Below are 24,187 nucleotides of genomic sequence, written 5' to 3'. Positions count from 1 at the left end.
ATATGGTTAAATCATTAAACTAAATAATCACATCCACTCTGCGTACTTGCGCAACGTCAATGGAGATACTGCTATGCACGCACATCGAATGCTGTTATTCTCGCTGGCATTGCTGGCCGTGGCTTATGCCGCGTTGTTGTTCGTGAGCCCTGTGGCTGCACCGCTTGGTGCTGTGCTGACGGCTGCCGGTCTGGTTCTGGTTTCCACACGGTATGCTTGGCGGCCGAAGTTCCTGGCGCTTTTTGAGCCGGGGGAGTCGGACTGATGCGTCGCTGATGTGCGATCGTGATTGAGTCGGCTGGATGTGCCGCTCTGCCTACGGGCAGGGCGGCATTGTTGTATATGGGGCGATGCATACGGGGCTTCTTTGTGTGGAGTGAGTGTTGCCGCAGACTGACAATGCGGGTGCCTGTACCTTCGTGGACTGTTTATGCGGTGCGCTCTTTGCGGTGTTTTCTTGGATTTAGGGAATGGGGGCAGTATGTCTGTTGACGCCGTCGATTCCCACTATGAATCAAAATGCGTGTATATGGAATAAATTTGTGTCTTTTTGATTGAATAATGTAAGGTTTTGCTTGGAATGTTGCACTTCGAGCGAGTCTGAAAATTGGCTGGGTGCCGGCGTGTCGTATTTTTTCTTATCGATGAGATATGTACTTTCTTGAACTAAAAAACGTTGATGTTCTGTCATTGTTACCGCTCACATTTAGTTAGTCGGATGAATCAAATCTGCCAAAAACGGCGTCATTTCAAAGAAAGTCACCACTTGGTAATTGTTAAATCAAAAAACTATGTGGTATATTTTTAACAGGTTCGGCAATGACTGCCGAAACCAAGGAAGAGGAAATCAAAAAGTTCCTATTCAGTGACGAAAGGAATACCCATGAACAAGTGGACCAAGGCCCTGGGCGTTATTGCTGCGACCGCCATGCTTGTCCCGCTGGCCGCCTGTGGCGGGTCCCGTGGTGCCACCACCGCCGGTGGCAGCGGATCGGACACCGTCAAGGTCGGTATCTCCATGCCTGAGCAGATGCTCGAGCGTTGGAAGATCGATGGCGAAAATCTGAAGAAGCAGCTTGAGGGCTACGGCTATGACGTTACCCTGCAGTACGCAGACGGCAAGACCGATCTGCAGACTTCGCAGATTCAGAACATGGCTAACAACGGCATGAACTACGTAGTCATCGCATCCATCGATGGCACTGCAACCGGTGCAGCCGCCGAGCAGGTCGCCGCCAACGGTGGCAAGGTCATCGCCTACGATCGTCTGGTTATGAACACCGACGCCGTGGACTACTACACCACCTTCTCCCTCGAGGACGTCGGCCGCATGCAGGGCGAATACATCGAGAAGAAGCTCGGCCTGAAGGATGGACAGAAGGGCCCGTTCAACGTCGAGCTGATGGCTGGTTCCCCGACCGATAACAACGCAGGCTACTACTTCAAGGGTGCATGGGATGTGCTCGGACCGTACTTCAAGTCCGGCGTCCTGCAGTCCAAGTCCGGCAAGGTTCCGTCCTCCGCTGACGATTGGCAGTCCATCGGCATCGACAACTGGGATCGTCAGAAGGCCCAGAACGAGATGGAGAACCGCATCAACTCCTTCTACAACGACGGCACCAAGCTCGACGCAGTCCTCGCACAGAACGACGCCGAGGCAACCGGTACCTACAACACCGTAGAGGCCGCTGGTTGGGATTACTACCCGATCATCACCGGCCAGGATGCTGAGAAGGCCAACGTTCAGGCCATCGTTCAGGGCAAGCAGTCCATGACCGTCTACAAGGACACTCGTGAACTCGCCAAGGCCACCGCTGAAATGATCAAGGCTTTGGTCGACGGCAAGGAGCCGAAGGCCCCCGACACCTTCAACAACGGCGTCAAGGACGTTCCGTCTCAGCTGCTGACCCCGGTTACCGTGGACAAGGACAACCTGAAGGAAGTCCTCGTTGATGGTGGCTACATCTCCGCTGCCGACGCTGGTCTGTGATCGCACACTTTATCAACTGACCAGTAACAAGCGAATCAAATAGATAGGAGGCGCCGCACTGCAGTGCTGCGGTACGGCGCCTTCACCATGCACAGTGACATTACTATCGGAGGAGGTAACTGTGGCTACAAACGATGACGTGATTCTTGAGATGCGTCATATCGTCAAGCGCTTCGGCCCGGTCACCGCGTTGAACGACGTGAATATCACGGTCAAGAGGGGCCAGATATTCTCGATCTGCGGTGAGAACGGCGCTGGAAAATCAACACTGATGAACGTGCTCTCCGGCGTGTACCCGTACGGTACCTACGAGGGCGACATCGTCTACAACGGCGAAACCTGCAAATTCAAGACGATTCGCGATTCCGAAGAAAAGGGCATCGTCATCATTCACCAGGAACTCGCACTTGTTCCCTACATGTCCATTCAGGAGAACATCTTCCTGGGCAACCAAAAGAAAAAGGGCATCGCAATCGATGCCGATGAGCAGCGTCGCATCGCCTACGACGTGATGAAGAAGGTCGGTCTGGACGAGAACCCGGACACCTTGATCTCCAACATCGGCGTCGGCAAGCAGCAGCTCGTCGAAATCGCCAAGGCCCTGACCAAGAACGTGAAGCTACTCATCCTCGATGAGCCGACCGCAGCACTGAACGACGAGGATTCCAAGAACCTTCTCGATCTGATCGACGGTCTGCGCCGCGAGCAGGGCATCACTGCCATCATCATCTCCCATAAGCTCAACGAAATCGCCTACTCCGCGAATGCTGTGCAGGTAATTCGAGACGGCCACACCATCAGCCACATTGACATTGATGCCGAACACCCGCTCGATCAGGATGTGCTGATTCGCGATATGGTCGGCCGCCCGCTCACCAACCGTTACCCGGTGCATGAGAGCCACATCGGCAAGGAGATGTTCCGCATCGAAGACTGGAAGATGCATCACCCGCTTGATGAGAACCGTCTGGTCGCCAAGAACGTGAGCTTCAACGTACGAGCCGGTGAGATCGTCGGTCTTGCAGGCCTGATTGGTGCAGGCCGTACCGAGACCGCAATGAGCGTCTTCGGCCGCCAATACGGCGTGAACGCTTCCGGCAAGATTTTCGTGGAAGGTAAGGAAGTCCACTTCCCGACCGTGCGTTCCGCCATCGATCACGGTGTGGCATACGCTACCGAGGATCGTAAGGTCTACGGTCTGAACCTCATGAAGACCATTCGTGAGAACACCTCCCTCGCAAGCCTCAAAGAACTCTCCAACAAGCTTGGAGTGGTCAACGAAACCAAGGAGAAGCAGGTCGCGGAGAAATACCGCAAGGAATTCCGCACCAAGGCTCCGACCATCGAAATGCCGGCGGGCAACCTGTCCGGTGGTAATCAGCAGAAGGTCGTGCTGGCCAAGTGGATGGCCACCGATCCGAAGGTCCTGATTCTGGATGAGCCCACACGAGGCATCGACGTCGGTGCCAAGTACGACATCTACGAGATCATCGACCAGCTTGCTGACTCTGGTTCCGCCGTGGTGGTCATCAGCTCCGAACTGCCCGAGCTGCTTGGTATCTGCGATCGCATCTACACGATGAGCGCAGGTCAGATCACCGGCGTCTTCAACGCCAAGACCACCAACCAGGAGGAGCTCATGCGCTACATGACCTCCGCGACCCCGCTGCCCAAGGATCAGGTGTTCGCCTGACGCGCGCCGGAAATAACGTTCTTTGAAAGGAAATTGTTAAAAATGTCTACTGCAACCGCAACCCCCGCCGCAAAGAAGGGCGGAGAGGAACAGAGCCTCAAGTCTCTGCTGCTGGGCAACATGCGCTCCTACGGCATCTACCTGGCCCTCGTGCTGGTGATCGTCGTCTTCCAGGTCCTGACCGGCGGCCGCTTGCTGAACCCGAACAACGTGGTGGCACTGTTCCAGCAGAACGCGTACGTGCTTATCGCTGCCATCGGTATGTTGATGATCATCATCGCGACCCACATCGATCTGTCCGTGGGCTCCGTGGTGGCCTTCATCGGCGGCGTCGGCGCACTGGCCATGAAACATGGTGTTCCGTGGTGGGCTGCCATTCTTTTGATGATCGTCATCGGTCTGGCCATCGGCGCATGGCACGGCTTCTGGGTCGCCTACGTCGGAGTCCCCGGCTTCGTGACCACCCTGGGCGGCATGCTCATCTTCCGTGGCCTCGCCACCGTCGTCGCCGGTGAATCCATCCCGGTCTCCAATGCCGCATTCCGCTCCATCTCCAAGGATTACATCCCCACCATCTTCGTCGGACCGTTTGCATTGACCGCGTTGATTGTCGGCATCGCCGCCATCGTGCTCGTGGTTTGGAGCCAGCTGTCCAAGCGCGCCAAGGCCGTCAAGAACGGTCTGCCGGCCCAGCCGATGAGCTTCGTGGTTCTGAAGTGCGTGGTCGCTGCTCTCGCCATTGGCTACGTGACCTACCTGCTGGCCATGTCCGGCAACGCCACTCAGGGTGGTATTCCAATCGTGCTCGTGATCATCGGCGTGCTGGTGTGCGTGTACTACTTCGTCCTGAACCGTATGGTCTTCGGTCGTAACGTCTACGCCGTCGGTGGCAACCGCAAGGCCGCCATCCTCTCCGGTATCGACACCAAGAAGGTCGACTTCGAGATCTTCCTGAACATGGGCTTCCTGGTTTCCGTCGCATCCATCATCACCCTCTCCCGCCTGGCTTCCGCTTCCGCACAGACCGGTATGGAGTTCGAGATGGACGCCATCGCCGCCTGCTTCATCGGCGGAACGGCCGTTACCGGTGGTATTGGTACCATTCCGGGCGCTATGGTTGGTGCACTGATTATGGGCGTTCTGAACCAGGGCCTGTCCATCATGGGTGTGGACGCCGCTTGGGTCAAGACCATCAAGGGCCTCGTCGTGATCGCCGCTGTGGCCTACGATCTGCTCTCCAAGAAGAAGAAGGGCTGATGTTGCACCTGGTAATCAGGGTGTGCGCCTGGTTGCCACGGGGATAGGAACTTATGGTTCCCTCCTCCTCCGAAAGGGACGTCGTCTAGGCGGCGTCCCTTTTTTCATGCGCGTAGGCCGTGCTTCGCGGCGGTGGTGCTGTCGCGCGCCGGCGTACATTGTCTCGCTCAGTTACTGCCTGCTATGCGTTCCCAACAGGCAGTAACTGCGCAGTGCATGGCCAACCAGTGCCGCATACATAGTGAGGATTGGCGCATAAGAAACGGCGCTATGTATGTGGAGCCTTCGTTGTGCCGCATACATAGCGCCGTTTATGACGCAACAAGAGGATGAAACTACTTCTTCTTGGCCTTTTTCACACGCTTGGGCTTGACGGTTGGCTTCTTAGGCTCAAGGAACGGCCATTTGTTGACGGCCCGTGTATGGAGGGCCGGAATCTTACCGATGGCAAAGCCGATGACCAACCCGATGACGATGCCCCAGGTCTCAAGGTCACGGCCTGCGACGAGCAGGCCAATGAAGATTAAGGCGATGACAAAGCACATCATCTGCGATGCTTTGGATTGCTTTGCGGTGACTTGGTCGGCTTTCATCGGAATAAGGCCCAAGAACAGACCGCAGGGGATGCAGATAACTCCCAATACGACGCTGATAATGATGGACATGGTTACGGTGGCTTCCATTGGTGCTCCTTGCACTGACGATGTTCATGAGCGGCTATGACGCATGTGTTGTCTGAAAAACGATACTAGTAAAGCGGTAAGCCGCCGCATAGGCCGCTTACCGCTTGATGATGAACGAACTACTTATTTTGGGCTTGAGGCGACTGCGTCGCGGAGGAGGAATCGGCATCCGTCTGGGAATCTTCAGGTTCGTCCTCGCTGTCTTCGTCTTCAGCGTTCTCTGAAGAAGTCTCATCGTCCTTGCCGGGCTGACGCCACCAGATGATTAATGCATTGGCGGCGCAATACACGGCGGCGATGCCGATGCATACCAGGAAGATGATATTGGATGTGCTGATTATCGTGCCGTCCGACATGGATTCCTTAACGGATTGGTAGATCCAGACCACGCAGGCTACGGCGGTTAGGGCGTACAGCATCATACGGGAGCGATTATTCATAAGAATCTCCAGACTTATTCAAACGCATTGATTATAGCGAGTTTGGTGGATTGCGGCTGAGTTGAGCGACTGGTGCTTGAACGCAAAACCGCCGCGGTGGGCAGCTGAACTTTTTCACGGTTGCCCACCACGGCGGTTTTGCATATTCAGTTATATCGCATTGCAGCGCTGAAATCAGCCACGGGCCTTGGCGTAGGCTTCATAAACCGCCTCAGTCGGCTCGCCGGTCTCCACGCCTTCGATGTTGAGCTCCCAAGTCGGCGGCTCGGCCTCTCCGGAAAGCACCCAGGCGGCCTGGCGTGCGGCACCGATAGCCACATACTCATCAGTGGCCGGGCGGGTCACCTCCATGCCGAGGATGGAAGGCGCCAGCGTGCGGATGGCCACGGACTTCGCGCCGCCGCCGATCAGCAGAATGCGGCTGATCTGTGCGCCGAGCGAGCGAATCAGCTCAAGGCAGTCGCGCTGGGAGCACAGCAGGCCTTCGACGAATGCGCGAGCCAGGTTCTCCTTGGTGGTGTTGTGCAGGGTCAGGCCGGTCAGGGATGCGGTGGCGTCCGGACGGTTCGGGGTGCGCTCGCCGTCGAAGTATGGCACCAGCGTGATGCCGCCTGCTCCGGGCTCGGACTTGAAGGCCAGGTCGGCCAGTTCGTCGTAATTCACGCCGAGGGCTGCGCGTCCGGCATCGAGAATACGGGAGCCGTTGATGGTGCAGGCCAGCGGCAGGTAGTGGCCGGTGCAGTCGGCGAAGCCGGAAACCGATCCGGTCAAATCGTAGACCGGGTTTTCGGCAATGGCTGCGGCCACGCCGGAGGTACCCAGCGAGATAGAGACATCGCCGACGGCCATACCCAAGCCCAGAGAAGCCATGGCGTTATCGCCGCCGCCGGGGCCCAGAATGCATCCGCCTTCAACATCTTTGCCGGCGATGGCGGGGGAGGCCTTGACTGCTGCGGACTCGGTCGGTCCGAGCACGGTGGGCAGCACGATGGCATCGGCGTGGGCCTTGGCGGCTTCCTCGCCTTCAGCGGCGGCAAGCACCATGGCGATCAGATCGCGGCGGTATTCGTTGTGTGCGGCATCATAGTAAATCGTGCCGGAAGCGTCGGAGCGGTCGGTGAACAGAGCCTCCAGATGGGCGTCCTCGCCTTCGGCCACCGGGCCATAACCGGCGATGCGCCAGCTCAGCCAATCATGCGGCAGGCAGACAGCTGCGATCTTCTTGGCGTTCTCCGGCTCGTTTTCAGCCACCCATGCCACCTTGGTAAGTGTGTAGGAGGCCACAGGGGAGGAGCCGACCGCCTTGACCCAGCGCTGCTTGCCGCGGGCGATGACGTCTTCGGGTTCATCTTCCTCGGCTGGGGCCTCGCCAAGCTTTTCAATCAGAGCGGCGGCCTGCGGGGCGGAGCTGATGTCGTTCCACAGCATGGCGTCGCGGATGACGTTGCCCTGCTTGTCAAGGATCACCATGCCGTGCTGCTGGCCACCTACGGCCAGAGCGGCCACATCATCCAATCCGCCGGCCTGCTCGGCGGCCTCTTGGAAGGCCTTCCACCAGAACTCAGGATTGACTGAGGTGCCGTCCGGATGCTTGGCCTGGCCGAAGCGGACCAGTTTACCGGTTGCGGCGTCCGTAACACGAACTTTCGTTGATTGGGTTGACGTATCAACGCCAGCGACCAGAGTCGTTGTCATAAATTCCTCCTCGATGAGGCTTAAGCGCTGTGTTTCGGCGCGTCTTGACCAATAAGTTAGACGATTAAACTATACTGTATGTCAACGCTTGAATGCAAACGGGAACACGCAATGGTGCGGCCCTGACTGTGTTGAATGGCGCATAATACATAGTGGACAAGTAACTGTGAACGCTCACGGGCGGTTCTATCAGCGGGCGACAAAGAGGTGAGGTAACGATGGCGAATCTACGCAGAATCAACCAGGAGGATCTGCGCAACCATAATCTCTCGGTGACTCTTGACGCCCTGCTGCGCGCGGATCATCCGATGAGCCGCGCTGATCTGGCCAAGGAGACCGGGTTGACCAAGGCCACGATGTCGTTGTTGTCGTCGATGCTCTTGGAAAGCAAAATCATCTATGAGGGCGAGCCGGTGGTGTCGACCGCATACGGTCGGCCGAGCACGCCGCTCAAAATCCACGGCGGCAGCGTGGCGGGCATCGGATTGCAGATTAATACCGATGGTTACGGCTGTTTGGCGCTCGACCTCAATGGCGATACGTTGGGACAGGAGTGGGTCAGTGAGGATATGACCGGCACCGACCCCTATGAGATCTTCGCCAAACTTGATGCTATGACCTTCCCCCTCGAGCGCCGACTTAAGCGTCGTGGTTGCAAAGTGGTGGGCGCCGGTCTTGCTCTGCCCGGCATTGTCACTGATGATATGTGGTTGTTGGTGGCTCGCAACCTTGGCTGGGAGAATGTGAATCTTACCCGGTTCAATGTGGTGCGAAGACTTGATGTCGTGGCCGGTAATGAGGCGAAAATGGCTGCTCTCGCTCAGATTCCGGGATATGCCACCGAACGCGCGGATTTCCTGAACGTGGTCGATCGTATGGATTCGTTCATCTACCTTTCCACTGATATCGGCATTGGTGGCGCTGTGGTACGCGACGGTGCCGTGGTGACGGGGTCTCATGGATTCGCCGGGGAAATCGGTCATTTGTCGGTGTCGATGAACGGGCCATTGTGCCGCTGTGGGCGCCATGGGTGCCTGGAAGCATTTGCCGGTCGGCGTGCCTTGGTGGAATCCGCGGGAATCGCGCAGGATGATGAGGCCACCGGTTCCGAAGGCATAGCGGAATTCCTGCGCCGTTGGCGTGACGGTGACCCTGTGGTGTCCAAAGTGGTTGATCAGGCGGCGGACGCATTGGTCTCGGCAATCGCTTCGGCGGTGAATATGGTGGATGTGGATACGGTGCTCCTTGGCGGCCTGTGGACGCATTTCGGCGATGAGCTGGGCAATATTCTGGAAGGTCGTTTGCGCTCGGAGATTCTCGGATATCCCAATGTGAAGATTCGCGTATTCGTGCCGCCGGTGGCGGAGCATCCGTCCCTCTATGGTGCGGCTGAGATGGGATTGCGGCGCTTCATCGAGAATCCTCTGGCGTTCATCGAAGCGGGTGCCAAAGCATAAAAGAGGCTGATGCCTGTTTCAGCATGGCCCCGGCTGTTGCGACCTTGCGCGCAACATTCATGCCGGGATGGTCGCTGGATAGTGGGGCCGTGCTACACTATCCGAGTTGGCTTTTGCCGATGCAAACCAATGTGGGGCCGTAGCTCAGTCGGTTAGAGCATGCGACTCATAATCGCCCGGTCCAGGGTTCAAGCCCCTGCGGCCCCACTCATTTTCGCTCACTGCGACATGTACCACGAAGGTGCGGTACGTCCACATACGCGAGTATTATCTTTCAGGTTCCGGTTCACGCATTGCCATAGGGGCATTGCGACCCGGGTCCCCCGAATCCATAGGAGACGTACAATGAAGCAGGGTATTCATCCTGATTACCACCCCGTTGAGGTGACTTGCTCTTGCGGCAACACCTTCGTGACCCGCACTGCTGGCAAGGAAGACCACATGTTCGTTGACGTGTGCTCTCAGTGCCACCCGTTCTACACCGGCAAGCAGAAGATCCTCGATACCGGTGGTCGTGTTGCTCGCTTCGAGAAGCGCTACGGCAAGAAGAGCAAGTAGCATACTTCACGCCAGTCCGATCGGTTTGGCTTGCCTCGGCATGCCGGCCAAGGACTGGCGTTTTTGTATCTATTAGGCATTTCAAGCCGCTCAGTATTGCGTTCAGTATTGATAGTTGACTTTGGAAAGAAACGTTATGGCAGACGAACAGTTCCCAGCGGCGGCAACCGCGCTTGAGGAGTACCAGTCCATCGAAGAGCAGATGGCAAGTCCCGAAATCGTATCCAACCCGGATAAGCTGCGCAAGCTGGGCCGTCGTCATGCCGAGCTTGGCTCCATCGTGAGCGCGTATAAGGCATGGTTGCAGATCAAGAATGACCTGGAAGCCGCCCAGGAAATGGCAAGCGAAGACGCTGATTTCGCCGAGGAGGCCAAGCGCTTGGAAAGCGAGCTACCGGCAGCCGAAGAGAAGCTGCGCACCGCGCTGATTCCACGCGATCCGGATGATGCCCGCGACACGATTATGGAAATCAAGGCCGGCACCGGCGGTGAAGAGGCCGCACTGTTCGCCGGCGACCTGCTGCGCATGTATACGCGTTACGCCGAAAAGCGCGGATGGACCGTGAATATCCAGTCCGAGAACACCACCGAACTCGGTGGCGTGAAGGACGTGCAGATCGCCATTCGCGCCAAGGGCACTCCGGCGCCGGAAGATGGCGTGTGGGCTTCGATGAAGTACGAAGGTGGCGTGCACCGCGTGCAGCGCGTGCCGGTCACCGAATCGCAGGGGCGCATTCAGACCTCCGCCGCCGGCGTGATCGTGTTCCCGGAAGCCGATGAGGATGATGATGAGATCGAGATCGATCCGAAGGATCTGAAGATCGATATCTTCATGAGCTCCGGCCCCGGTGGCCAGTCGGTGAACACCACCTATTCCGCTGTGCGTATGACCCACATTCCTACCGGCATCGTGGTGAGCATGCAGGACGAAAAGTCGCAGATTCAGAACCGTGCCGCTGCCCTGCGCGTGCTCAAGAGCCGTCTGCTTGCCATGAAGCACGAACAGGAGGCCGCCGAGGCCGCCGATATGCGCCACTCCCAGGTGCGTTCGCTGGATCGTTCCGAGCGTATCCGTACCTACAACTTCCCGGAGAACCGTATCGTCGATCACCGCACCAACTACAAGGCATACAATTTGGATGCCGTATTGGATGGCGATCTGCAGGCCGTCATCGACTCGGACATCCAGGCCGACGAAGCCGATCGTCTGGCTAATCAGCAGTAATTCCTTATTCAGTCCAGCAGAAGTAGTTTGGCCGGGGTTGGCTGGGGCATATGATGTTCGACACACTCAAGGCCGTTCGGCCAAGCTTACGGTCTTACATCACATGCCCCAGCCAACCCCTCCTGTGCTGATATGTTGCATTTGCGGCCGGATGGGATGGATAGGTGACGACCGTTCATGATGTGATTCGGGGCGCGGCGGCACGGCTGCGTGAAGTGGGCATTGAGACGCCTGAACATGACGCCAAACTGCTGCTGGCTGAGGCTGCGGGCGTTGAACTGCGCGATATCGACAGGGCTTTGCTGATGGGGGAGTCGGTCGACTTTGACGATGCGCGATTCCAATCGATGATTGAACGCCGGGCGAAGCGTGAACCGTTGCAATACATCGTAGGGCATGCCCCGTTCAGGTACTTGGATCTGGAAGTCGGCCCAGGTGTCTTCATTCCGCGGCCGGAAACCGAAACCGTAGTGCAGGCTGGCCTTGACTGGATGACCCAGCATGGACTCATGAATCCTCGAGTAGTCGACCTGTGTGCCGGTTCGGGGGCCATCGGTCTTGCCGTGGTCACCGAAGTGCCGGGCAGCCAGGTGTGGGCCGTGGAACTATCGCCGCATACTGCCGAATGGATGCGGAAGAATCTGGTACGTACCGCGCAGCAATATCCCTCCATCGCCTCGAATTATCAGCTGGAGATCGGCGACGCCACATCATTGGCGACATTGGCTCAGCTTGACGGCACTGTGGACATGGTGATTACCAATCCGCCATACATCCCTCAAACCGACGTTCCCGAGCAGCCTGAGGTGCGCGATTGGGATCCGGAATTGGCACTGTATGGTGGCTCCGCAGACGGCACCTTGATTCCAGAGCGCATCATCGAACGCGCGTATCGACTGCTGAAGTCGGGCGGCGCACTGGTGATGGAGCATGACATCAGCCAAGGCGATCGTCTCGTGGCCTATGCGCGAGCCATCGGATTCGCCAATGCCTCCACCGGCAAGGATTGGACCGGGCGAGACCGATACCTGTTCGCGGAAAAATAGTGGTTTTCTTGTCGATGTGCGGGATGCAACTGCAATCTCGGCATGAATCGCAGCCGCATCCCCATGACGAGCAGTCACTGTGCGTAATACTGCAGTATGGACGCGTCCTTATCGGTGATTTCCTTGATCGGGCGTGCGGGATTGCCCACGGCCACCGTGTGCGGCGGAATATCACGCGTCACCACCGAGCCGGCACCGATCACACAGCCCTCGCCGATCGTCACACCGCCGATCACGGTCACGTTGCCGCCGAACCAGCAGTTCGAGCCAATCACAATCGGCTTGCCGTATTCATAGTCATACATCGAACCATCCGCGGCCTGACGCACATTGCGATCCTGCCAGCGCAATGGATGCATCGGCGGTAGTAAAGAGACATTCGGTCCGAAAAGCACGTCGTCGCCGATGGTCACCGGGTTGCAGTCGAGCACGGTGAAATTGAAGTTGGCGAACACGCGCTCGCCGATGGTGGTGTTGCAGCCGTAATCAAAGAAAATCGGGCCGAGTACATCCAAGCCCTTGCCGTGGCCCGGCAGCAGCTCGTCGAGAATGGCGGCACGGGCGGCATGGTCGGCGCGGGAAGTGGCGTTGAAACGCGTGCACAGGTCGGCGGCCTTGTCGCGCAGGGCAACGAGTTCAGGGTCGGCGGGATTATAGAGTTTGCCGGCCAGCATCTCCCCACGCTCGCTGGCGCGCGGCATGCGCGGCTCGATGGGAGGCAGTTCGTTCGTGGATTCGTCGCTCACAGCGTCACTCCTTTATTTGTTTGGAGAAACAAAAATCGTGTCCATTGTATAAGCGTGGAGGAGTGGCGACGATTTGCTGACCATGTGTTGAAGACATGGGTGGAGGCAACGTGCCGGAGCAATGCAAGGCTGAGATGCGTATGCTTGACGCACGTCGTGGTTCGATGATGCAATGGTAGATTGTTGCATACGGTAGTGAACGGAGATGGCAGGAACATGGTGTCCACGCAAACATTGAAAGTCACGGATGAGTCGTTGTCGTTGGCGTCGCGCATCGTGGGCGACGGTGGACTGGTCGTTATTCCTACGGACACCGTGTACGGTGTGGCGTGTGATCCGCGCAATCGTGAGGCCATCAGCCGCGTATATGAGTTGAAGCACCGCCCTCGGTATAAGGCATTGCAGGTGCTGTTGGCGTCCATCGATCAGCTTGACGAGCTTGGGCTGGATCTGCCGTCGCCACTGAACCGCTTGTCTGCGGCTTTTCTGCCAGGCGCGTTCTCTCCGATCGCCGTCGCCCGCCCGGACTGCACGCTGGCAACGTTGGCTGATACCGGGGACGGCCGTCCGGGTACGCAGGGCATTCGTATTCCCAATTCGGCGCTGTGCCTGAGCATCCTGCGCGCCACTGGTCCGTTGGCGGCCTCCAGCGCGAACCGTTCCGGCGAAGAAAGCGCGCAGAGCGTAGAAGAGGCCATGCGAGCGTTCGGCGATGACGTTGATCTGTATTTGGACGGTGGGCCTACTCCAGGGCATGTGTCCAGCACGGTGGTGAAGGCCGACCCCTATGGCCGTGACGGCATTGAAATCCTGCGTGAGGGAGTCATTGCGCAAAGTGTGATTCGCAAGGCACTTCATTTGAATGGCGGAGGACTGGGCGCGTGAGAATTTATCTGCTGATTGCTGCTATTGCCGGCGGTGTGACCTGGCTGGTGACGCCATTGATCCGCCATGTGGCCATTGAGATTGGTGCCGTAGGCGAGGTTCGCGCACGCGATGTGCATACGATTCCGACGCCGCGCATGGGCGGTCTCGCCATGTTGATCGGTTTTACGGTGGCCACGGTATTCGCCAGTAAAACGATGTTTTTGTCTGGATTGTTCACCGGTAATTATCAGATGTGGGTGATTCTTGCCGGTGGCATCATGATCAGTCTGCTCGGCATGGCCGATGATTTGTGGGATCTGGACTGGATGCTCAAGCTCGCCGGCCAGCTGCTGATTTCCGTGTTCGTGGCGTGGGGAGGTTTGCAGATCATCTCCCTACCATTTGGCGGCTCGCTGATCACCGCATCGCCGAGCCTGTCTATGGCCATCACCGCATTTCTGATTGTGGCGTCGATCAACGCCGTGAACTTTGTGGATGGCCTTGATGGTTTGGCTTCTGGCATTGTGGCCATCGGCGGCATCGCATTCGCGATTTACTCCTATATCATCGCGCGCTACTCACCCAGCTACGCATCACTGGCCACGCTGATTGACGTGATGATGGTCGGCATTTGCGTGGGCTTCATACTGCACAACTGGCACCCGGCCAAACTGTTCATGGGTGATTCAGGCTCGATGCTGTTGGGGTATCTGATTACCTGCGCTTCGATCGTGATGACTGGGCGTCTTGATCCCGCGTCCATTCACCCCAGCATTTATCTGCCGGTGTTCATGCCGATCCTGCTGCCGATTCTGGTGCTGTTCCTGCCGGTGCTGGACATGTGTCTGGCGATTGTACGCCGACTGGCCAAAGGGCAATCGCCCATGCATCCTGACCGCATGCATCTGCATCACCGTATGCTCAGGATCGGTCACTCGGTACGTGGGGCCGTGACGATTCTGTGGGGCTGGGCGGCGCTGATCGCATTCGGCTCATTGATGATTCTGTTCTTCCGGGCGCGGTATGTATTGATCGGCATGGCAGTGGCGGTAGTGGTGCTGACCGTGGCCACCATGTATCCATACCTCAAGCATCGTATTCCTGAAATGCAGGCGGAAAGCCGGGCAATGGAGGCGACGCGCGAAGGCGCGCAGCATGCGGCGATGCCGTCGGGAAAGACCGGGAGTTCCAAGGATTCAGGGAAGTTAGCAATCGAGGCCGAACCTGATCAGCAACAGGGCCGGAGTATTGACCGCAATGCGGACCGGGATGCGGGCCAGAGTGTGGAATCAGGCAAGTAGACCGTGCTGATATAAGTTAATCTTGATGATATTGTGACCGCTAACAGGAGTGTGTCGCGTTAGGTCAGCGCATGTTCATATAGTGTTTACATGGCTACAAACCTTGATGAATTGAACGCCCAATCGGCGTACGCCCCCCTTCCCCCGATTTTCGCCAAGCTCGGCCTTGCCTATGACGATGTGCTGCTGCTGCCGAACGAGACGGATGTCATTCCTTCCGAGGTGGACACCAGCACCCATCTGACCCGCAAGATCACGATGAAGGCCCCGGTGCTCTCCGCAGCCATGGATACCGTGACCGAGTCCGAGATGGCTATCGCCATGGCTCGCAACGGCGGTATCGGCGTGCTCCACCGCAACCTTTCCATCGATGACCAGGCCGCTCAGGTTGATGTGGTCAAGCGTTCCGAGTCCGGTATGATCACCGACCCGCTGACCGTCAGCCCGGAAGTCACCCTGGCCGATCTCGACAAGCTCTGCGGCAAGTTCCACATCTCCGGTCTGCCGGTGGTGGACAAGGAAAACAAGCTCGTCGGCATCATCACCAACCGTGATATGCGCTTCATCGCCTCCGAGGATTACGACACTCTGAAGGTCAAGGACGTGATGACCAAGGAGAACCTGGTCACCGGTCCGTCCAACATCTCCAAGGATGACGCCCACCGTCTGCTCGCCCAGCACAAGGTCGAGAAGCTGCCGCTGGTCGACTCCGAAGGCCACCTGACCGGCCTGATCACCGTGAAGGACTTCGTCAAGACCGAGCAGTACCCGGACGCCACCAAGGATGAGCAGGGCCGTCTGCGCGTGGCCGCCGGCGTTGGCTTCCTCGGCGACGCTTGGCAGCGCGCTTCCGCTCTGATGGAAGCCGGCGTTGACGTGCTCGTGGTCGATACCGCCAATGGCGAAGCTCGCCTGGCTCTCGACATGATCTCCCGTCTGAAGCACGACTCCGCATTCGACAACGTGCAGATCATCGGCGGCAATGTCGGCACCCGTTCCGGTGCTCAGGCCATGATCGACGCTGGCGCCGACGCCGTGAAGGTCGGCATCGGTCCTGGTTCCATCTGCACCACCCGCGTGGTCGCCGGTGTCGGCGTGCCGCAGCTCACCGCCGTGTACGAGGCCGCTCAGGCCTGCCGCGCCGCTGGCGTGCCGTGCATCGCCGACGGTGGCATCCACTACTCCGGCGATATCGCCAAGGCTCTGGTTGCCGGCGCATCCTCCGTGATGCTCGGTGGCGCCCTCGCAGGCTGCGAGGAAGCTCCGGGCGAGAAGGTGCTCCTGCACGGCAAGCAGTACAAGCTGTACCGTGGCATGGGCTCCCTCGGCGCCATGGCTCCGCGTGGCAAGAAGTCCTACTCCAAGGACCGTTACTTCCAGGCCGACGTGACCTCCAGCGACAAGGTCGTGCCGGAAGGCGTGGAAGGCGAAGTGCCGTACCGCGGACCGCTGAACGCCGTGCTCTACCAGATGCTCGGTGGCCTGCACCAGTCCATGTTCTACATCGGCGCCCACAACATCGCCGAAATGCCGGATCGTGGCCAGTTCATCCGTATCACCGATGCCGGTCTGCGTGAATCCCACCCGCATGACATCGTGATGACCGCGGAAGCTCCGAACTACTCCGGTTTCCACAACTGATCTGATTTCTGACTTAGTCAGGGTTGATCACCTCAAAAGGGCTCGCCTATGCGGGCCCTTTTTGCGTATATCCCTACAGTCATGCATTGCTTGACTGTAGGAAATTGCACTGTCGCTGTAGGACTTTGAACTCCGACTGTAGGTTTTTGAACACTGACTGTAGGTTTTTGGACATATTTCGTTCAAATTCCTACAGTCAGTGTTCAAAAACCTACAGTCATGAGAAGAATCCTAGGGACAGCACTTCGCATGGCTTGTAGGCGCTGGGGTATAGTCTGAACTGTTCTTATCTCATGGGTGACTTTCACGAAAAGAGGCAGAGACATGGTTGATAGCCATGATGCAGAGACTTACAGCGCCAAGGATTCGCGTCTGATTTGGATTGACTGCGAAATGACGGGACTGGATATCTTTGGCGGCGATGAGCTCGTCGAAGTGTCCGTGGTGCCCACCGACTTCGATCTGAACGTGCTGGACGAAGGTGTGGACTTCGTCATCAAGCCAAGCCAGAAGGCCGTGGACCACATGAACGACTTCGTGCGCAATATGCACACCCGTTCCGGTCTGATCAACGAGTGGGAAAATGGTCTGAGCCTCGAAGAAGCTGAGAAGAAGGTCACCGACTACGTGCTCCGCTTCACTCCGGAAGGTGTGAAGCCGCTCCTGGCCGGCAACACCATCGGCTCCGATAAGAAGTTCCTCGACCATTACATGCCGAACCTGATGAGCCATCTGCACTATCGCAGTGTGGACGTGAGCACGTTGAAGGAGCTCGCCCGCCGTTGGTATCCGGCCGTGTATGAGAACCGTCCGCCGAAGAACGGTGGTCACCGTGCACTTGCGGACATCATCGAATCCCTCGACGAGCTGCGCTACTACCGCAAGGCGTTCATGGCCCCGGCTCCCGGCCCGGATGATGCCCGGGCCAAGGCCATCTCCGAGCAGATCGTGGCCACCAGCCTGTTGAATAAGTGAGCTTCCCGCAGCGAAACATTCTCAATAAGAAGTATGCGGCAGCGTTCGCGTGATTGATATTGTGCGTTTCCCCTGCATGTTTCTTATTGAGAACCATTCGCTGCGATAGAAAGACCAGTATTATGCGCCAAAGTGAAGCCCTTGCCATCTTGAATGCCGGAGCTAACGTCTTTTTGACCGGTGCCCCGGGTGCCGGTAAGACCTACACGCTCAACGAGTTCATTCGCCAGGCTCGCGCTGACGGCGCCGATGTGGCGGTCACTGCATCCACAGGCATAGCCTCCACGCATATCAATGGCCAGACCATTCACTCATGGAGTGGTGTGGGTGTGGCCACGAGTCTGACCGCCAATCTGCTAAAGCTCATCAAAACCCGGCGCAAACGTAAGATTCAGGCTACTGATATTCTCGTCATCGATGAGGTGTCCATGTTGCACGCATGGCTCTTCGATATGGTCGATCAGGTTTGCCGCGCCGTTCGCCGGGATCCAAGACCATTCGGCGGCATCCAGGTGGTGCTGTCCGGCGACTTCTTCCAGCTGCCACCGGTTTCGGTATCTGGGCGCAACAATGATGTGATTGCGCCGACGCCCGAATTCATGGCGGCCCGCGAACAATACGCCAAGGCAGGCAAGAATCCGGAAGGATTCGTGACCGAATCGCTGGTTTGGGATGAACTGAGCCCTGCCATCTGCTATCTGACTGAGCAGCACAGGCAAGATACCGGTGATCTGCTCACTGTGCTCACTGATATCCGCGAAAGCAACGTAACGCAGAATGATCGTGATGTGCTGGTGACTCGTCTGGGAGTCATGCCGGAACCTGGCAAAGTTGCGGTACATCTGTTCCCGGTGAACCGACAGGCTGATGGGCTGAACGATGTGCGATTGCAGCAGATTCCGAGTGTAGGTCATGAGTTCTTCGCTCAGACCGCAGGCCCGGTGAATTTGGTGGACCGTCTCAAGAAAAATATGCTTGCCCCTGAGCACTTGGTGCTTAAAGAGGGCGCCGCTGTGATGGCGTTGCGCAATGATGCCGATCGCCAATTCGTCAACGGTTCGCTGGGCACGGTGCGCGCGTTTGCGCCCGAATCCAAAGGCGGCTGGCCGATTGTGGAATTCGAAAACGGCAACATCGTTACCATGAAACCGGCCACTTGGGAGATGATGGACGGCGAAACCGTGCTGGCATCGGTTTCCCAAGTGCCATTGCGCTGCGCATGGGGCATTACCATCCACAAATCCCAAGGTATGACGCTTGACCGCGCGGTGATGGATTTGCGCCGTACCTTCGCGCCCGGCATGGGCTACGTGGCGTTGTCCCGTGTGGAATCGCTGGGCGGACTGTATTTGGCTGGCGTCAACGAACGCATGTTCCTGGTCTCTCCTGATGCGGTGGTACTCGATGGTGCCTTGCGCGAAGCCTCTACCGCCGCTAGTAATCAGCTCGCCCAAGAAGGTCCGGCCGCCTTCAAGCCGACTGCAACCGCACTTGATTCCGCGGACGATGACTTCGCCCAAGACGCCTTATTCTGACTGATGTGCAACGACTACCATGGAGGTAGGGGTGGTCGTTATGATGCGTTCCGATATCTTCCATGAGAACAACGGTGTTCGTAATGCCGGCAGACTGCATGATGGGTATGTGCGCCCGGCGGCGGTGGCCGGTGCGTTCTACCCGGCGGATAGAACACAGCTCAAGCAGCTGATCAATACGCAACTTGATTATGGGCGCGCTCTGCTCAAACAGTTGGAACCGCAGTTGCCGGCAGGAATTCCGAAAGCGGTGATCGTGCCTCATGCCGGCTACGTGTATTCCGGCACGACGGCGGCGCTTGCCTACGCATTGCTGGAACGTGGGCGTGGGGTCGTAAAGCGCGCGGTGATTGTAGGGCCGACACATCGTGTGCCGGTACGTGGTGTGGCCTGTTCAAATGCTGCGGCATTCGAGACTCCACTGGGCGTGGTGCCGGTTGACGTGGGTGCCGAGCGCAGGGCATGGGGGTCGTTAATCGTCAACGACCCGACCCATGCGCAGGAGCATGCGGTGGAAGTGCAGGTTCCATTCCTACAAACCATATTCGGTCCGGAACTGACCATCGTGCCGCTCAATGCTGGGGACGCAGCCCCTGAGGAAGTGGGCGATGCGCTGCGTGCGCTGTGGGGTGGTCCGGAGACCGTTATTATCATCAGCTCCGATCTGTCGCATTACCACCCTGAGGCATACGCGCGACAGTTGGATGACGAAACCATAAGCGATATCGCGCATGTAAGGTTGCCGATTCATCCACGCAGGGCATGCGGCGCGTATCCAATCAATGGGCTATTGGATGTGCTGACTCGCGGTCTCAAGCCAACACGGCGTGAAACGATACGTGAAACATCCAGCGGAGAGCAAGAACGCAGTGATAAGTCACCAATCGAACCGTTTGATCTTCGGCTTCTCGGCCGCAGTACCTCCGGTGATGACGGCGTAGTGGCGCTCGCCGGTAATTCGCGCCCAGCTATGAACGATCCCGACGAGCCCGTAGTGGGTTATGCTTCGTTCGCCGTATGGCAAACCGAGGATGGCGACGACAATCCTCACGAAGAAAACGCGGCTGATGAGACTCGGACGGCAGTGGGGAAGGCGGATGTCAAAGCATCATCCCATTCCGCGGGCAACCAAACCATGCCGGAAGATCGTCGCACAGTATTATTGAGCCTCGCGCGCGCAGCAATTCGTGAGCATCTTGGACTCGATGACGCACCGGAACACACACCAGAAGCGATTGTCAACCGCAATCCTTGGCTGAACGAACCAGGCGCCAGCTTTGTGACACTCACCGAACGTGGGCAACTGCGTGGATGTATCGGCACATTGGAGGCCTATCGTTCGCTCGGCAGGGACGTTGTGGAACATGCCATCGATGCAGCGGTCCACGATCCTCGATTCTTCCCGGTAAGCAGGGAAGAATATCCATTACTTGACGTGGAGGTTTCCGTACTAGGCAAGCCAGCACCAATGCCAGTACGTTCGCGTACGGAACTCGAACAAGCACTGCGACCTGGCGAGGATGGCCTCATCCTGACCGATCGGCATGGCCGCAGAGCCACATTCCTTCCGCAAGTCTGGGAACAATTGCCGAACCCTTATGATTTCGTCTCGCACCTGCTGACCAAAGCCGGCATCACGCCGTCATATGACTGGAAGAACGGCGAAATCGAATGCGAGCGGTATGAGGTGACCGCATATGCCGAACAGTAATGTGATGCACCGTCCGAGGTCGAATGCAGCATCGTCAAGACAGAATGCGGCATCGAATGCACCGTCAGACACGGTACTTGAAACAGTGCCGCCCGCCGCCATCGGCCGCTGGCAGACCCGATGCAACGATGGCACCCGCCGTGCTCGATGTGAGCTCTGCCCGCGCCGCTGTGTGTTGAAGCCCGGTCAGCGAGGCTTCTGCTTCGTCCGCTCGAATCATGATGGTGTCATTGTCTCCGATACGTATGGCCGCAGTTCCGGGTTCGCGGTCGATCCGGTGGAAAAGAAGCCGCTCAACCATTTTCACCCCGGCTCCAGTGTGCTGAGCTTCGGCACGGCAGGCTGCAATTCCGGGTGCCGATTCTGCCAGAACTGGGATATCTCCAAAGCCCGTGACTTCGACAGGCTCGGCGTGGAGGCCAGCCCGGAGAAAATCGCGCAAGTGGCGGCGGATCGCGGCATCGATTCGGTGGCATTCACCTACAATGATCCGATTGTGTTCGCGGAATACGCAATCGATACCGCCCAAGCTTGCCGTGCACAAGGCCTCCATCCGATCGCCGTCACTGCCGGATACATGAGCGCTGAGGCACGGCCGGATTTCTATGCGGCGATGGATGCGGCGAATATCGATCTGAAAGGCTTTACCGAGGATTTCTACTGGAAGGTGACCGGCACGCATCTGCAGGACGTGCTCGATACCATCGACTATGCGGTGAACGAGGCGCGCACGCCAAGCGGCGATCATGTATGGGTGGAACTCACCACCCTGCTGATTCCCGGGCTCAACGATGATGATGCTCAACTGCATGCCGAATGCGTATGGATTCGAGAGCACCTCGGGCCCGATGTACCGCTGCATTTCTCAGCGTTCCACCCAGCATGGAAAATGCAGAACATACCGCCAACGCCGCATGAAACATTGACTCGTGCACGCACAATCGCACTTAACGAAGGATTGCATTATGTGTACACCGGCAATGTGCATGATCGTGAAGGCGATACCACCTACTGTCCGAATCCAACATGCCATGCCGCGCTCATCGAACGTGACTGGTACCGCATTATCACCGACCGGCTCAGCGGCACTGATGGTCGCTGCCCGGAATGCGGCGCGCCTATTGCCGGGCGATGGTAGCTATGCAATCGGTCGGCGTGACTATCGCAGATCGCTGATGCGCGCCGCGATAGTCCGCATGGATTTGAGACTCGCCTCATAGCGCGCTGCCGCAACAATAAGAATAATGCCGCCGATGAGCAGCCAAACCCACCAGTAATGGCGGGAGAACTCGGCGAGCCATGGCCATACCACAATCAGCAGATGTACGACAAGAACCGCGGTGCCATATATCAATGGTGCTTGCAAGCCCATGATTGCGCCAATAAGCAGTGAGCACAGCGCAATAACAAACAATGCGAGCATGCGGGGCAGTGAGGGCGCCTCCACACAGCTGATCAGTAGTGATGGCACCATGAGCAGGGTCAGGGCCGGCCATAATGCCGGCCAGCTGCGCATGGTCGGGCGTATTTGCAGCCAGCGGATTCCGACAATCAACGCGGCCGCGCCTGAGAGCATGGCGATGAGATCCACAGGCGCATACGGTTGCGGATCGGTCCAAGCCAGAAACAGCAGTACGATGCCGGCGACTGCGGTGAAACAGGTCACCACGATCTGTGCTGCAGTCAGTAGTTTCATGGCTTGCAGTGTGGGTGAAACGTGAGGCTGTGGAATAGGCTGAGCCGGCGATTGCGGCTGCGGAAACACTGGTCCTGGTGCCGGAGGATAAGGCCGCGGTCTCAACGATTCCAGGTGTGGTTGGGTGCTGCGCGCCGGAATGAAAGGCGACGGCGCGAATGATGTCGAAGTGAACCGTGTCGTTTGCGCTGCGATAATCCAGAACACTATGCATATCGCGAGCATGGCAATGTATCCCACCATGGAGGCCACCATCGGCAGTGGGCTGCCATGGGTGAAGTCGCCGGCGATAAGAATCAGCAGCAACCATGAACCCATAGCGCCGGCCGCTATGCGCTCCTGTGAACTGATGGCCGCGTTATGGCGCATCAGCAGTGTGGCACAGACAAGAGCAAAGCCGGCGATAACAATCGCAGCGAAGTCAGCAATGGTGCGTGCGGCCTGGTCATTGCTCATCGCATCGCTCAATCCGCGACGCAGCAATGATTCCACGGCGATCGTCAACGTCCAGAAGAATCCCAGCACAGGCGCTATGCGATGCGTCGGATTCAGTAGCTTGCCTGTGCGGATCGATGGCTTTCGGTGCAGTATGGCAAGAATCGCCGCCCACAGCACCGGAGGAATGAGACTGGCGATGGCGGTGAGCCACAGCGGATCGGCGCCATCGATGGTCGTATAGCCGAACGCGGAAACGATGCCCAGTGTGAGCATTGCCGCAATGACCGATGCCATCCATTCGAAATCGGCGTAGCGGGCCTGTTGCGGAATACGCACCATGGCGGCGAACGCTATGGCTGCCAGTGCGCCAACGGAAAACCCGAGCACCCATTGCACACCGGTGTCGGGAATGGGCAATGCCGAAATGAATGACATGAAAGCGAACGGCAACGCGCACATGGCATACAGCGTGGTGGCTCTGAGCGGCAACGATGATGCGGATACCGCTGAGGACCTGCTGCTGCCACGTTCGGGAAGATGTGCTGCCAGCGCTCGCAGGGCATAGGCCAGTGCAGTAATACCAAGCACGATGACACCTGAGGAATAACCGTCGGGAATGATGCTCGCCACCGGTGGAATGCCGCTGATCAGCACGGCATCGATGGAAAGAGCCGCAAGTCCAGCCCAGGTCAGGCCCTCGGCAGTGACGCGCAGCCGCTTGGTCAGCAGCATGCCGATGACCAATGCCGCGATGCCGACTACGCCAATGCACACTGCGCGGCCGATATCGCCCAGCGCACCATAGGCAAATGAGGCGAACGCAAACACGGCGATGGTCACGAGCGCGACGCCAAGAATCAGCAGCAGTATTTGGATGCTGGAATGTTTGGGCTGATTCGGCTGTGGCGGTTGTGCATATGGGTTCAGCTGAGGTTGTGCAGGTACTGGCGGTATTGGATCGGATTGTTGCATAAATGATTGCGCGTGTGCCTGGGGCTGCGCTGCCAGCTCAGGCTGGGGCTGGAACGGCGAATATTGCGGCGCTGATTGGGCACGTTGCTGCCACACTGGCTGTGCTGACAGCGTCTGTGGTTGTTGATTGTCCCAATGTTCGGTCGGCTGCGTCATCGTGCCCCTCCTGCCCCTTCGTTGCCTTCATTGTTGCACGGCGACTCAGGAAAACCAAGGTGGGAAAGCCTACAAAAAACGATGCGGAATTTGTATCTTGACGCA

20 protein-coding genes and 1 tRNA gene are annotated in these 24,187 nt (G+C 57.9%); 16 read left to right on the top strand and 5 right to left on the bottom strand.

From position 1 onward, the window contains the following. Positions 1 to 73 precede the first annotated feature (73 nt). The 4 genes from F7D08_RS00755 to mmsB all read left to right on the top strand — a co-directional run bounded on the left by F7D08_RS00755 (position 74) and on the right by mmsB (position 4,940). Positions 74 to 265: a hypothetical protein gene (locus tag F7D08_RS00755; protein WP_152208849.1), complete on the top strand. Its 192-nt coding sequence runs from the start codon at positions 74 to 76 to the stop codon at positions 263 to 265. A 618-nt stretch (positions 266 to 883) separates the two neighbouring features. Further along, positions 884 to 1,990 carry a substrate-binding domain-containing protein gene (locus tag F7D08_RS00750; RefSeq protein ID WP_152208848.1) on the top strand — a complete coding sequence of 369 codons (1,107 nt, stop codon included), beginning with the start codon at positions 884 to 886 and terminating at the stop codon, positions 1,988 to 1,990. A 151-nt stretch (positions 1,991 to 2,141) separates the two neighbouring features. After that, positions 2,142 to 3,683, top strand: a complete 1,542-nt coding sequence (locus tag F7D08_RS00745; RefSeq protein WP_226803249.1) for a sugar ABC transporter ATP-binding protein — start codon at positions 2,142 to 2,144, stop codon at positions 3,681 to 3,683. A 42-nt stretch (positions 3,684 to 3,725) separates the two neighbouring features. Beyond that, positions 3,726 to 4,940 carry a multiple monosaccharide ABC transporter permease gene (gene mmsB, locus F7D08_RS00740; protein WP_152208846.1) on the top strand — a complete coding sequence of 405 codons (1,215 nt, stop codon included), beginning with the start codon at positions 3,726 to 3,728 and terminating at the stop codon, positions 4,938 to 4,940. Between the two features lie 335 nt (positions 4,941 to 5,275). Here the strand turns inward: mmsB and F7D08_RS00735 are convergent, their stop codons facing one another. The 3 genes from F7D08_RS00735 to F7D08_RS00725 all read right to left on the bottom strand — a co-directional run bounded on the left by F7D08_RS00735 (position 5,276) and on the right by F7D08_RS00725 (position 7,758). After that, positions 5,276 to 5,623: a hypothetical protein gene (locus tag F7D08_RS00735; protein WP_152208845.1), complete on the bottom strand. Its 348-nt coding sequence runs from the start codon at positions 5,621 to 5,623 to the stop codon at positions 5,276 to 5,278. A 119-nt stretch (positions 5,624 to 5,742) separates the two neighbouring features. Further along, the gene (locus F7D08_RS00730; RefSeq protein ID WP_152208844.1) at positions 5,743 to 6,063 is read right to left on the bottom strand and encodes a hypothetical protein; all 321 of its coding nucleotides are present in this window, start codon (positions 6,061 to 6,063) and stop codon (positions 5,743 to 5,745) included. Between the two features lie 174 nt (positions 6,064 to 6,237). Continuing rightward, positions 6,238 to 7,758, bottom strand: a complete 1,521-nt coding sequence (locus tag F7D08_RS00725; protein WP_152208843.1) for a xylulokinase — start codon at positions 7,756 to 7,758, stop codon at positions 6,238 to 6,240. 218 nt (positions 7,759 to 7,976) lie between these two features. On the opposite strand from F7D08_RS00725, the gene F7D08_RS00720 reads away from it, so the two are divergent. The 5 genes from F7D08_RS00720 (at position 7,977) to prmC (ending at position 12,044) form a co-directional block, all read left to right on the top strand. Continuing rightward, positions 7,977 to 9,215, top strand: a complete 1,239-nt coding sequence (locus F7D08_RS00720) for an ROK family protein (RefSeq protein WP_152208842.1) — start codon at positions 7,977 to 7,979, stop codon at positions 9,213 to 9,215. Positions 9,216 to 9,348: 133 nt separating this feature from the next. Continuing rightward, a tRNA-Ile gene (locus F7D08_RS00715) sits at positions 9,349 to 9,422 on the top strand. 138 nt (positions 9,423 to 9,560) lie between these two features. After that, on the top strand, positions 9,561 to 9,773 hold the full coding sequence (gene rpmE, locus F7D08_RS00710) for a 50S ribosomal protein L31 (RefSeq protein WP_044089693.1): 213 nt from the start codon (positions 9,561 to 9,563) through the stop codon (positions 9,771 to 9,773). Positions 9,774 to 9,909: 136 nt separating this feature from the next. Continuing rightward, on the top strand, positions 9,910 to 10,998 hold the full coding sequence (gene prfA, locus F7D08_RS00705; protein WP_152208841.1) for a peptide chain release factor 1: 1,089 nt from the start codon (positions 9,910 to 9,912) through the stop codon (positions 10,996 to 10,998). A gap of 164 nt (positions 10,999 to 11,162) precedes the next feature. Next, positions 11,163 to 12,044: a peptide chain release factor N(5)-glutamine methyltransferase gene (gene prmC, locus F7D08_RS00700; RefSeq protein WP_152208840.1), complete on the top strand. Its 882-nt coding sequence runs from the start codon at positions 11,163 to 11,165 to the stop codon at positions 12,042 to 12,044. A gap of 74 nt (positions 12,045 to 12,118) precedes the next feature. On the opposite strand, the gene F7D08_RS00695 is transcribed toward prmC, so the two are convergent. Then, the gene (locus F7D08_RS00695; protein WP_152209086.1) at positions 12,119 to 12,745 is read right to left on the bottom strand and encodes a sugar O-acetyltransferase; all 627 of its coding nucleotides are present in this window, start codon (positions 12,743 to 12,745) and stop codon (positions 12,119 to 12,121) included. 261 nt (positions 12,746 to 13,006) lie between these two features. Between F7D08_RS00695 and F7D08_RS00690 the strand changes: the two genes are divergently transcribed. From F7D08_RS00690 to amrS, 7 genes are all read left to right on the top strand, one after another. Next, positions 13,007 to 13,675, top strand: coding sequence for an L-threonylcarbamoyladenylate synthase (locus F7D08_RS00690; RefSeq protein WP_152208839.1), 669 nt, complete (start codon positions 13,007 to 13,009; stop codon positions 13,673 to 13,675). Next, entirely contained in the window at positions 13,672 to 14,958 is a 1,287-nt protein-coding gene (locus F7D08_RS00685; RefSeq protein ID WP_226803225.1) for a glycosyltransferase family 4 protein, read from the top strand. Before F7D08_RS00690 ends, F7D08_RS00685 begins: the two co-directional genes overlap by 4 nt. A 90-nt stretch (positions 14,959 to 15,048) precedes the next feature. After that, positions 15,049 to 16,599, top strand: a complete 1,551-nt coding sequence (gene guaB / locus F7D08_RS00680) for an IMP dehydrogenase (protein ID WP_152208838.1) — start codon at positions 15,049 to 15,051, stop codon at positions 16,597 to 16,599. A 324-nt stretch (positions 16,600 to 16,923) separates the two neighbouring features. Further along, complete coding sequence (gene orn, locus F7D08_RS00675) at positions 16,924 to 17,574, top strand: oligoribonuclease (RefSeq protein WP_152208837.1); 651 nt, start codon at positions 16,924 to 16,926, stop codon at positions 17,572 to 17,574. 122 nt (positions 17,575 to 17,696) lie between these two features. Next, a complete protein-coding gene (locus F7D08_RS00670; protein ID WP_152208836.1) occupies positions 17,697 to 19,109 on the top strand; it encodes a DEAD/DEAH box helicase in 1,413 nt (470 codons plus the stop codon). Between the two features lie 40 nt (positions 19,110 to 19,149). After that, positions 19,150 to 20,820, top strand: coding sequence for an AmmeMemoRadiSam system protein B (amrB, locus tag F7D08_RS00665; protein WP_152208835.1), 1,671 nt, complete (start codon positions 19,150 to 19,152; stop codon positions 20,818 to 20,820). Beyond that, positions 20,807 to 21,958, top strand: a complete 1,152-nt coding sequence (gene amrS, locus F7D08_RS00660; RefSeq protein ID WP_152208834.1) for an AmmeMemoRadiSam system radical SAM enzyme — start codon at positions 20,807 to 20,809, stop codon at positions 21,956 to 21,958. The genes amrB and amrS overlap by 14 nt, the downstream gene beginning before the upstream one ends. Before the next feature lie 21 nt (positions 21,959 to 21,979). Here amrS and F7D08_RS09785 read toward each other — a convergent pair whose 3' ends face one another. After that, entirely contained in the window at positions 21,980 to 24,082 is a 2,103-nt protein-coding gene (locus F7D08_RS09785; protein WP_226803223.1) for an SCO7613 C-terminal domain-containing membrane protein, read from the bottom strand. Positions 24,083 to 24,187 lie beyond the last annotated feature (105 nt).

Origin of the sequence: Bifidobacterium cebidarum (genome assembly GCF_009193305.1) — a bacterium.
Lineage (GTDB): Bacteria > Actinomycetota > Actinomycetes > Actinomycetales > Bifidobacteriaceae > Bifidobacterium > Bifidobacterium cebidarum.
Note: the sequence above shows the minus strand (reverse complement) of the source record. Positions and strands in the feature narration are given on the sequence as shown.

Excerpts from the sequence above, each read along its gene's own strand:
- F7D08_RS00755 (WP_152208849.1), top strand. The coding sequence starts at position 74 with ATGCACGCACATCGAATGCTGTTATTCTCGCTGGCATTGCTGGCCGTG.
- prfA (WP_152208841.1), top strand. The coding sequence starts at position 9,910 with ATGGCAGACGAACAGTTCCCAGCGGCGGCAACCGCGCTTGAGGAGTAC.
- F7D08_RS00725 (WP_152208843.1), bottom strand. The coding sequence starts at position 7,758 with ATGACAACGACTCTGGTCGCTGGCGTTGATACGTCAACCCAATCAACG.
- F7D08_RS00735 (WP_152208845.1), bottom strand. The coding sequence starts at position 5,623 with ATGGAAGCCACCGTAACCATGTCCATCATTATCAGCGTCGTATTGGGA.
- F7D08_RS00720 (WP_152208842.1), top strand. The coding sequence starts at position 7,977 with ATGGCGAATCTACGCAGAATCAACCAGGAGGATCTGCGCAACCATAAT.
- F7D08_RS00750 (WP_152208848.1), top strand. The coding sequence starts at position 884 with ATGAACAAGTGGACCAAGGCCCTGGGCGTTATTGCTGCGACCGCCATG.
- F7D08_RS00730 (WP_152208844.1), bottom strand. The coding sequence starts at position 6,063 with ATGAATAATCGCTCCCGTATGATGCTGTACGCCCTAACCGCCGTAGCC.
- guaB (WP_152208838.1), top strand. The coding sequence starts at position 15,049 with ATGGCTACAAACCTTGATGAATTGAACGCCCAATCGGCGTACGCCCCC.
- mmsB (WP_152208846.1), top strand. The coding sequence starts at position 3,726 with ATGTCTACTGCAACCGCAACCCCCGCCGCAAAGAAGGGCGGAGAGGAA.
- F7D08_RS00690 (WP_152208839.1), top strand. The coding sequence starts at position 13,007 with ATGGTGTCCACGCAAACATTGAAAGTCACGGATGAGTCGTTGTCGTTG.
- F7D08_RS00745 (WP_226803249.1), top strand. The coding sequence starts at position 2,142 with ATGCGTCATATCGTCAAGCGCTTCGGCCCGGTCACCGCGTTGAACGAC.
- F7D08_RS00670 (WP_152208836.1), top strand. The coding sequence starts at position 17,697 with ATGCGCCAAAGTGAAGCCCTTGCCATCTTGAATGCCGGAGCTAACGTC.
- F7D08_RS00695 (WP_152209086.1), bottom strand. The coding sequence starts at position 12,745 with ATGCCGCGCGCCAGCGAGCGTGGGGAGATGCTGGCCGGCAAACTCTAT.
- amrB (WP_152208835.1), top strand. The coding sequence starts at position 19,150 with ATGATGCGTTCCGATATCTTCCATGAGAACAACGGTGTTCGTAATGCC.
- rpmE (WP_044089693.1), top strand. The coding sequence starts at position 9,561 with ATGAAGCAGGGTATTCATCCTGATTACCACCCCGTTGAGGTGACTTGC.
- amrS (WP_152208834.1), top strand. The coding sequence starts at position 20,807 with ATGCCGAACAGTAATGTGATGCACCGTCCGAGGTCGAATGCAGCATCG.
- orn (WP_152208837.1), top strand. The coding sequence starts at position 16,924 with ATGGTTGATAGCCATGATGCAGAGACTTACAGCGCCAAGGATTCGCGT.
- F7D08_RS09785 (WP_226803223.1), bottom strand. The coding sequence starts at position 24,082 with ATGACGCAGCCGACCGAACATTGGGACAATCAACAACCACAGACGCTG.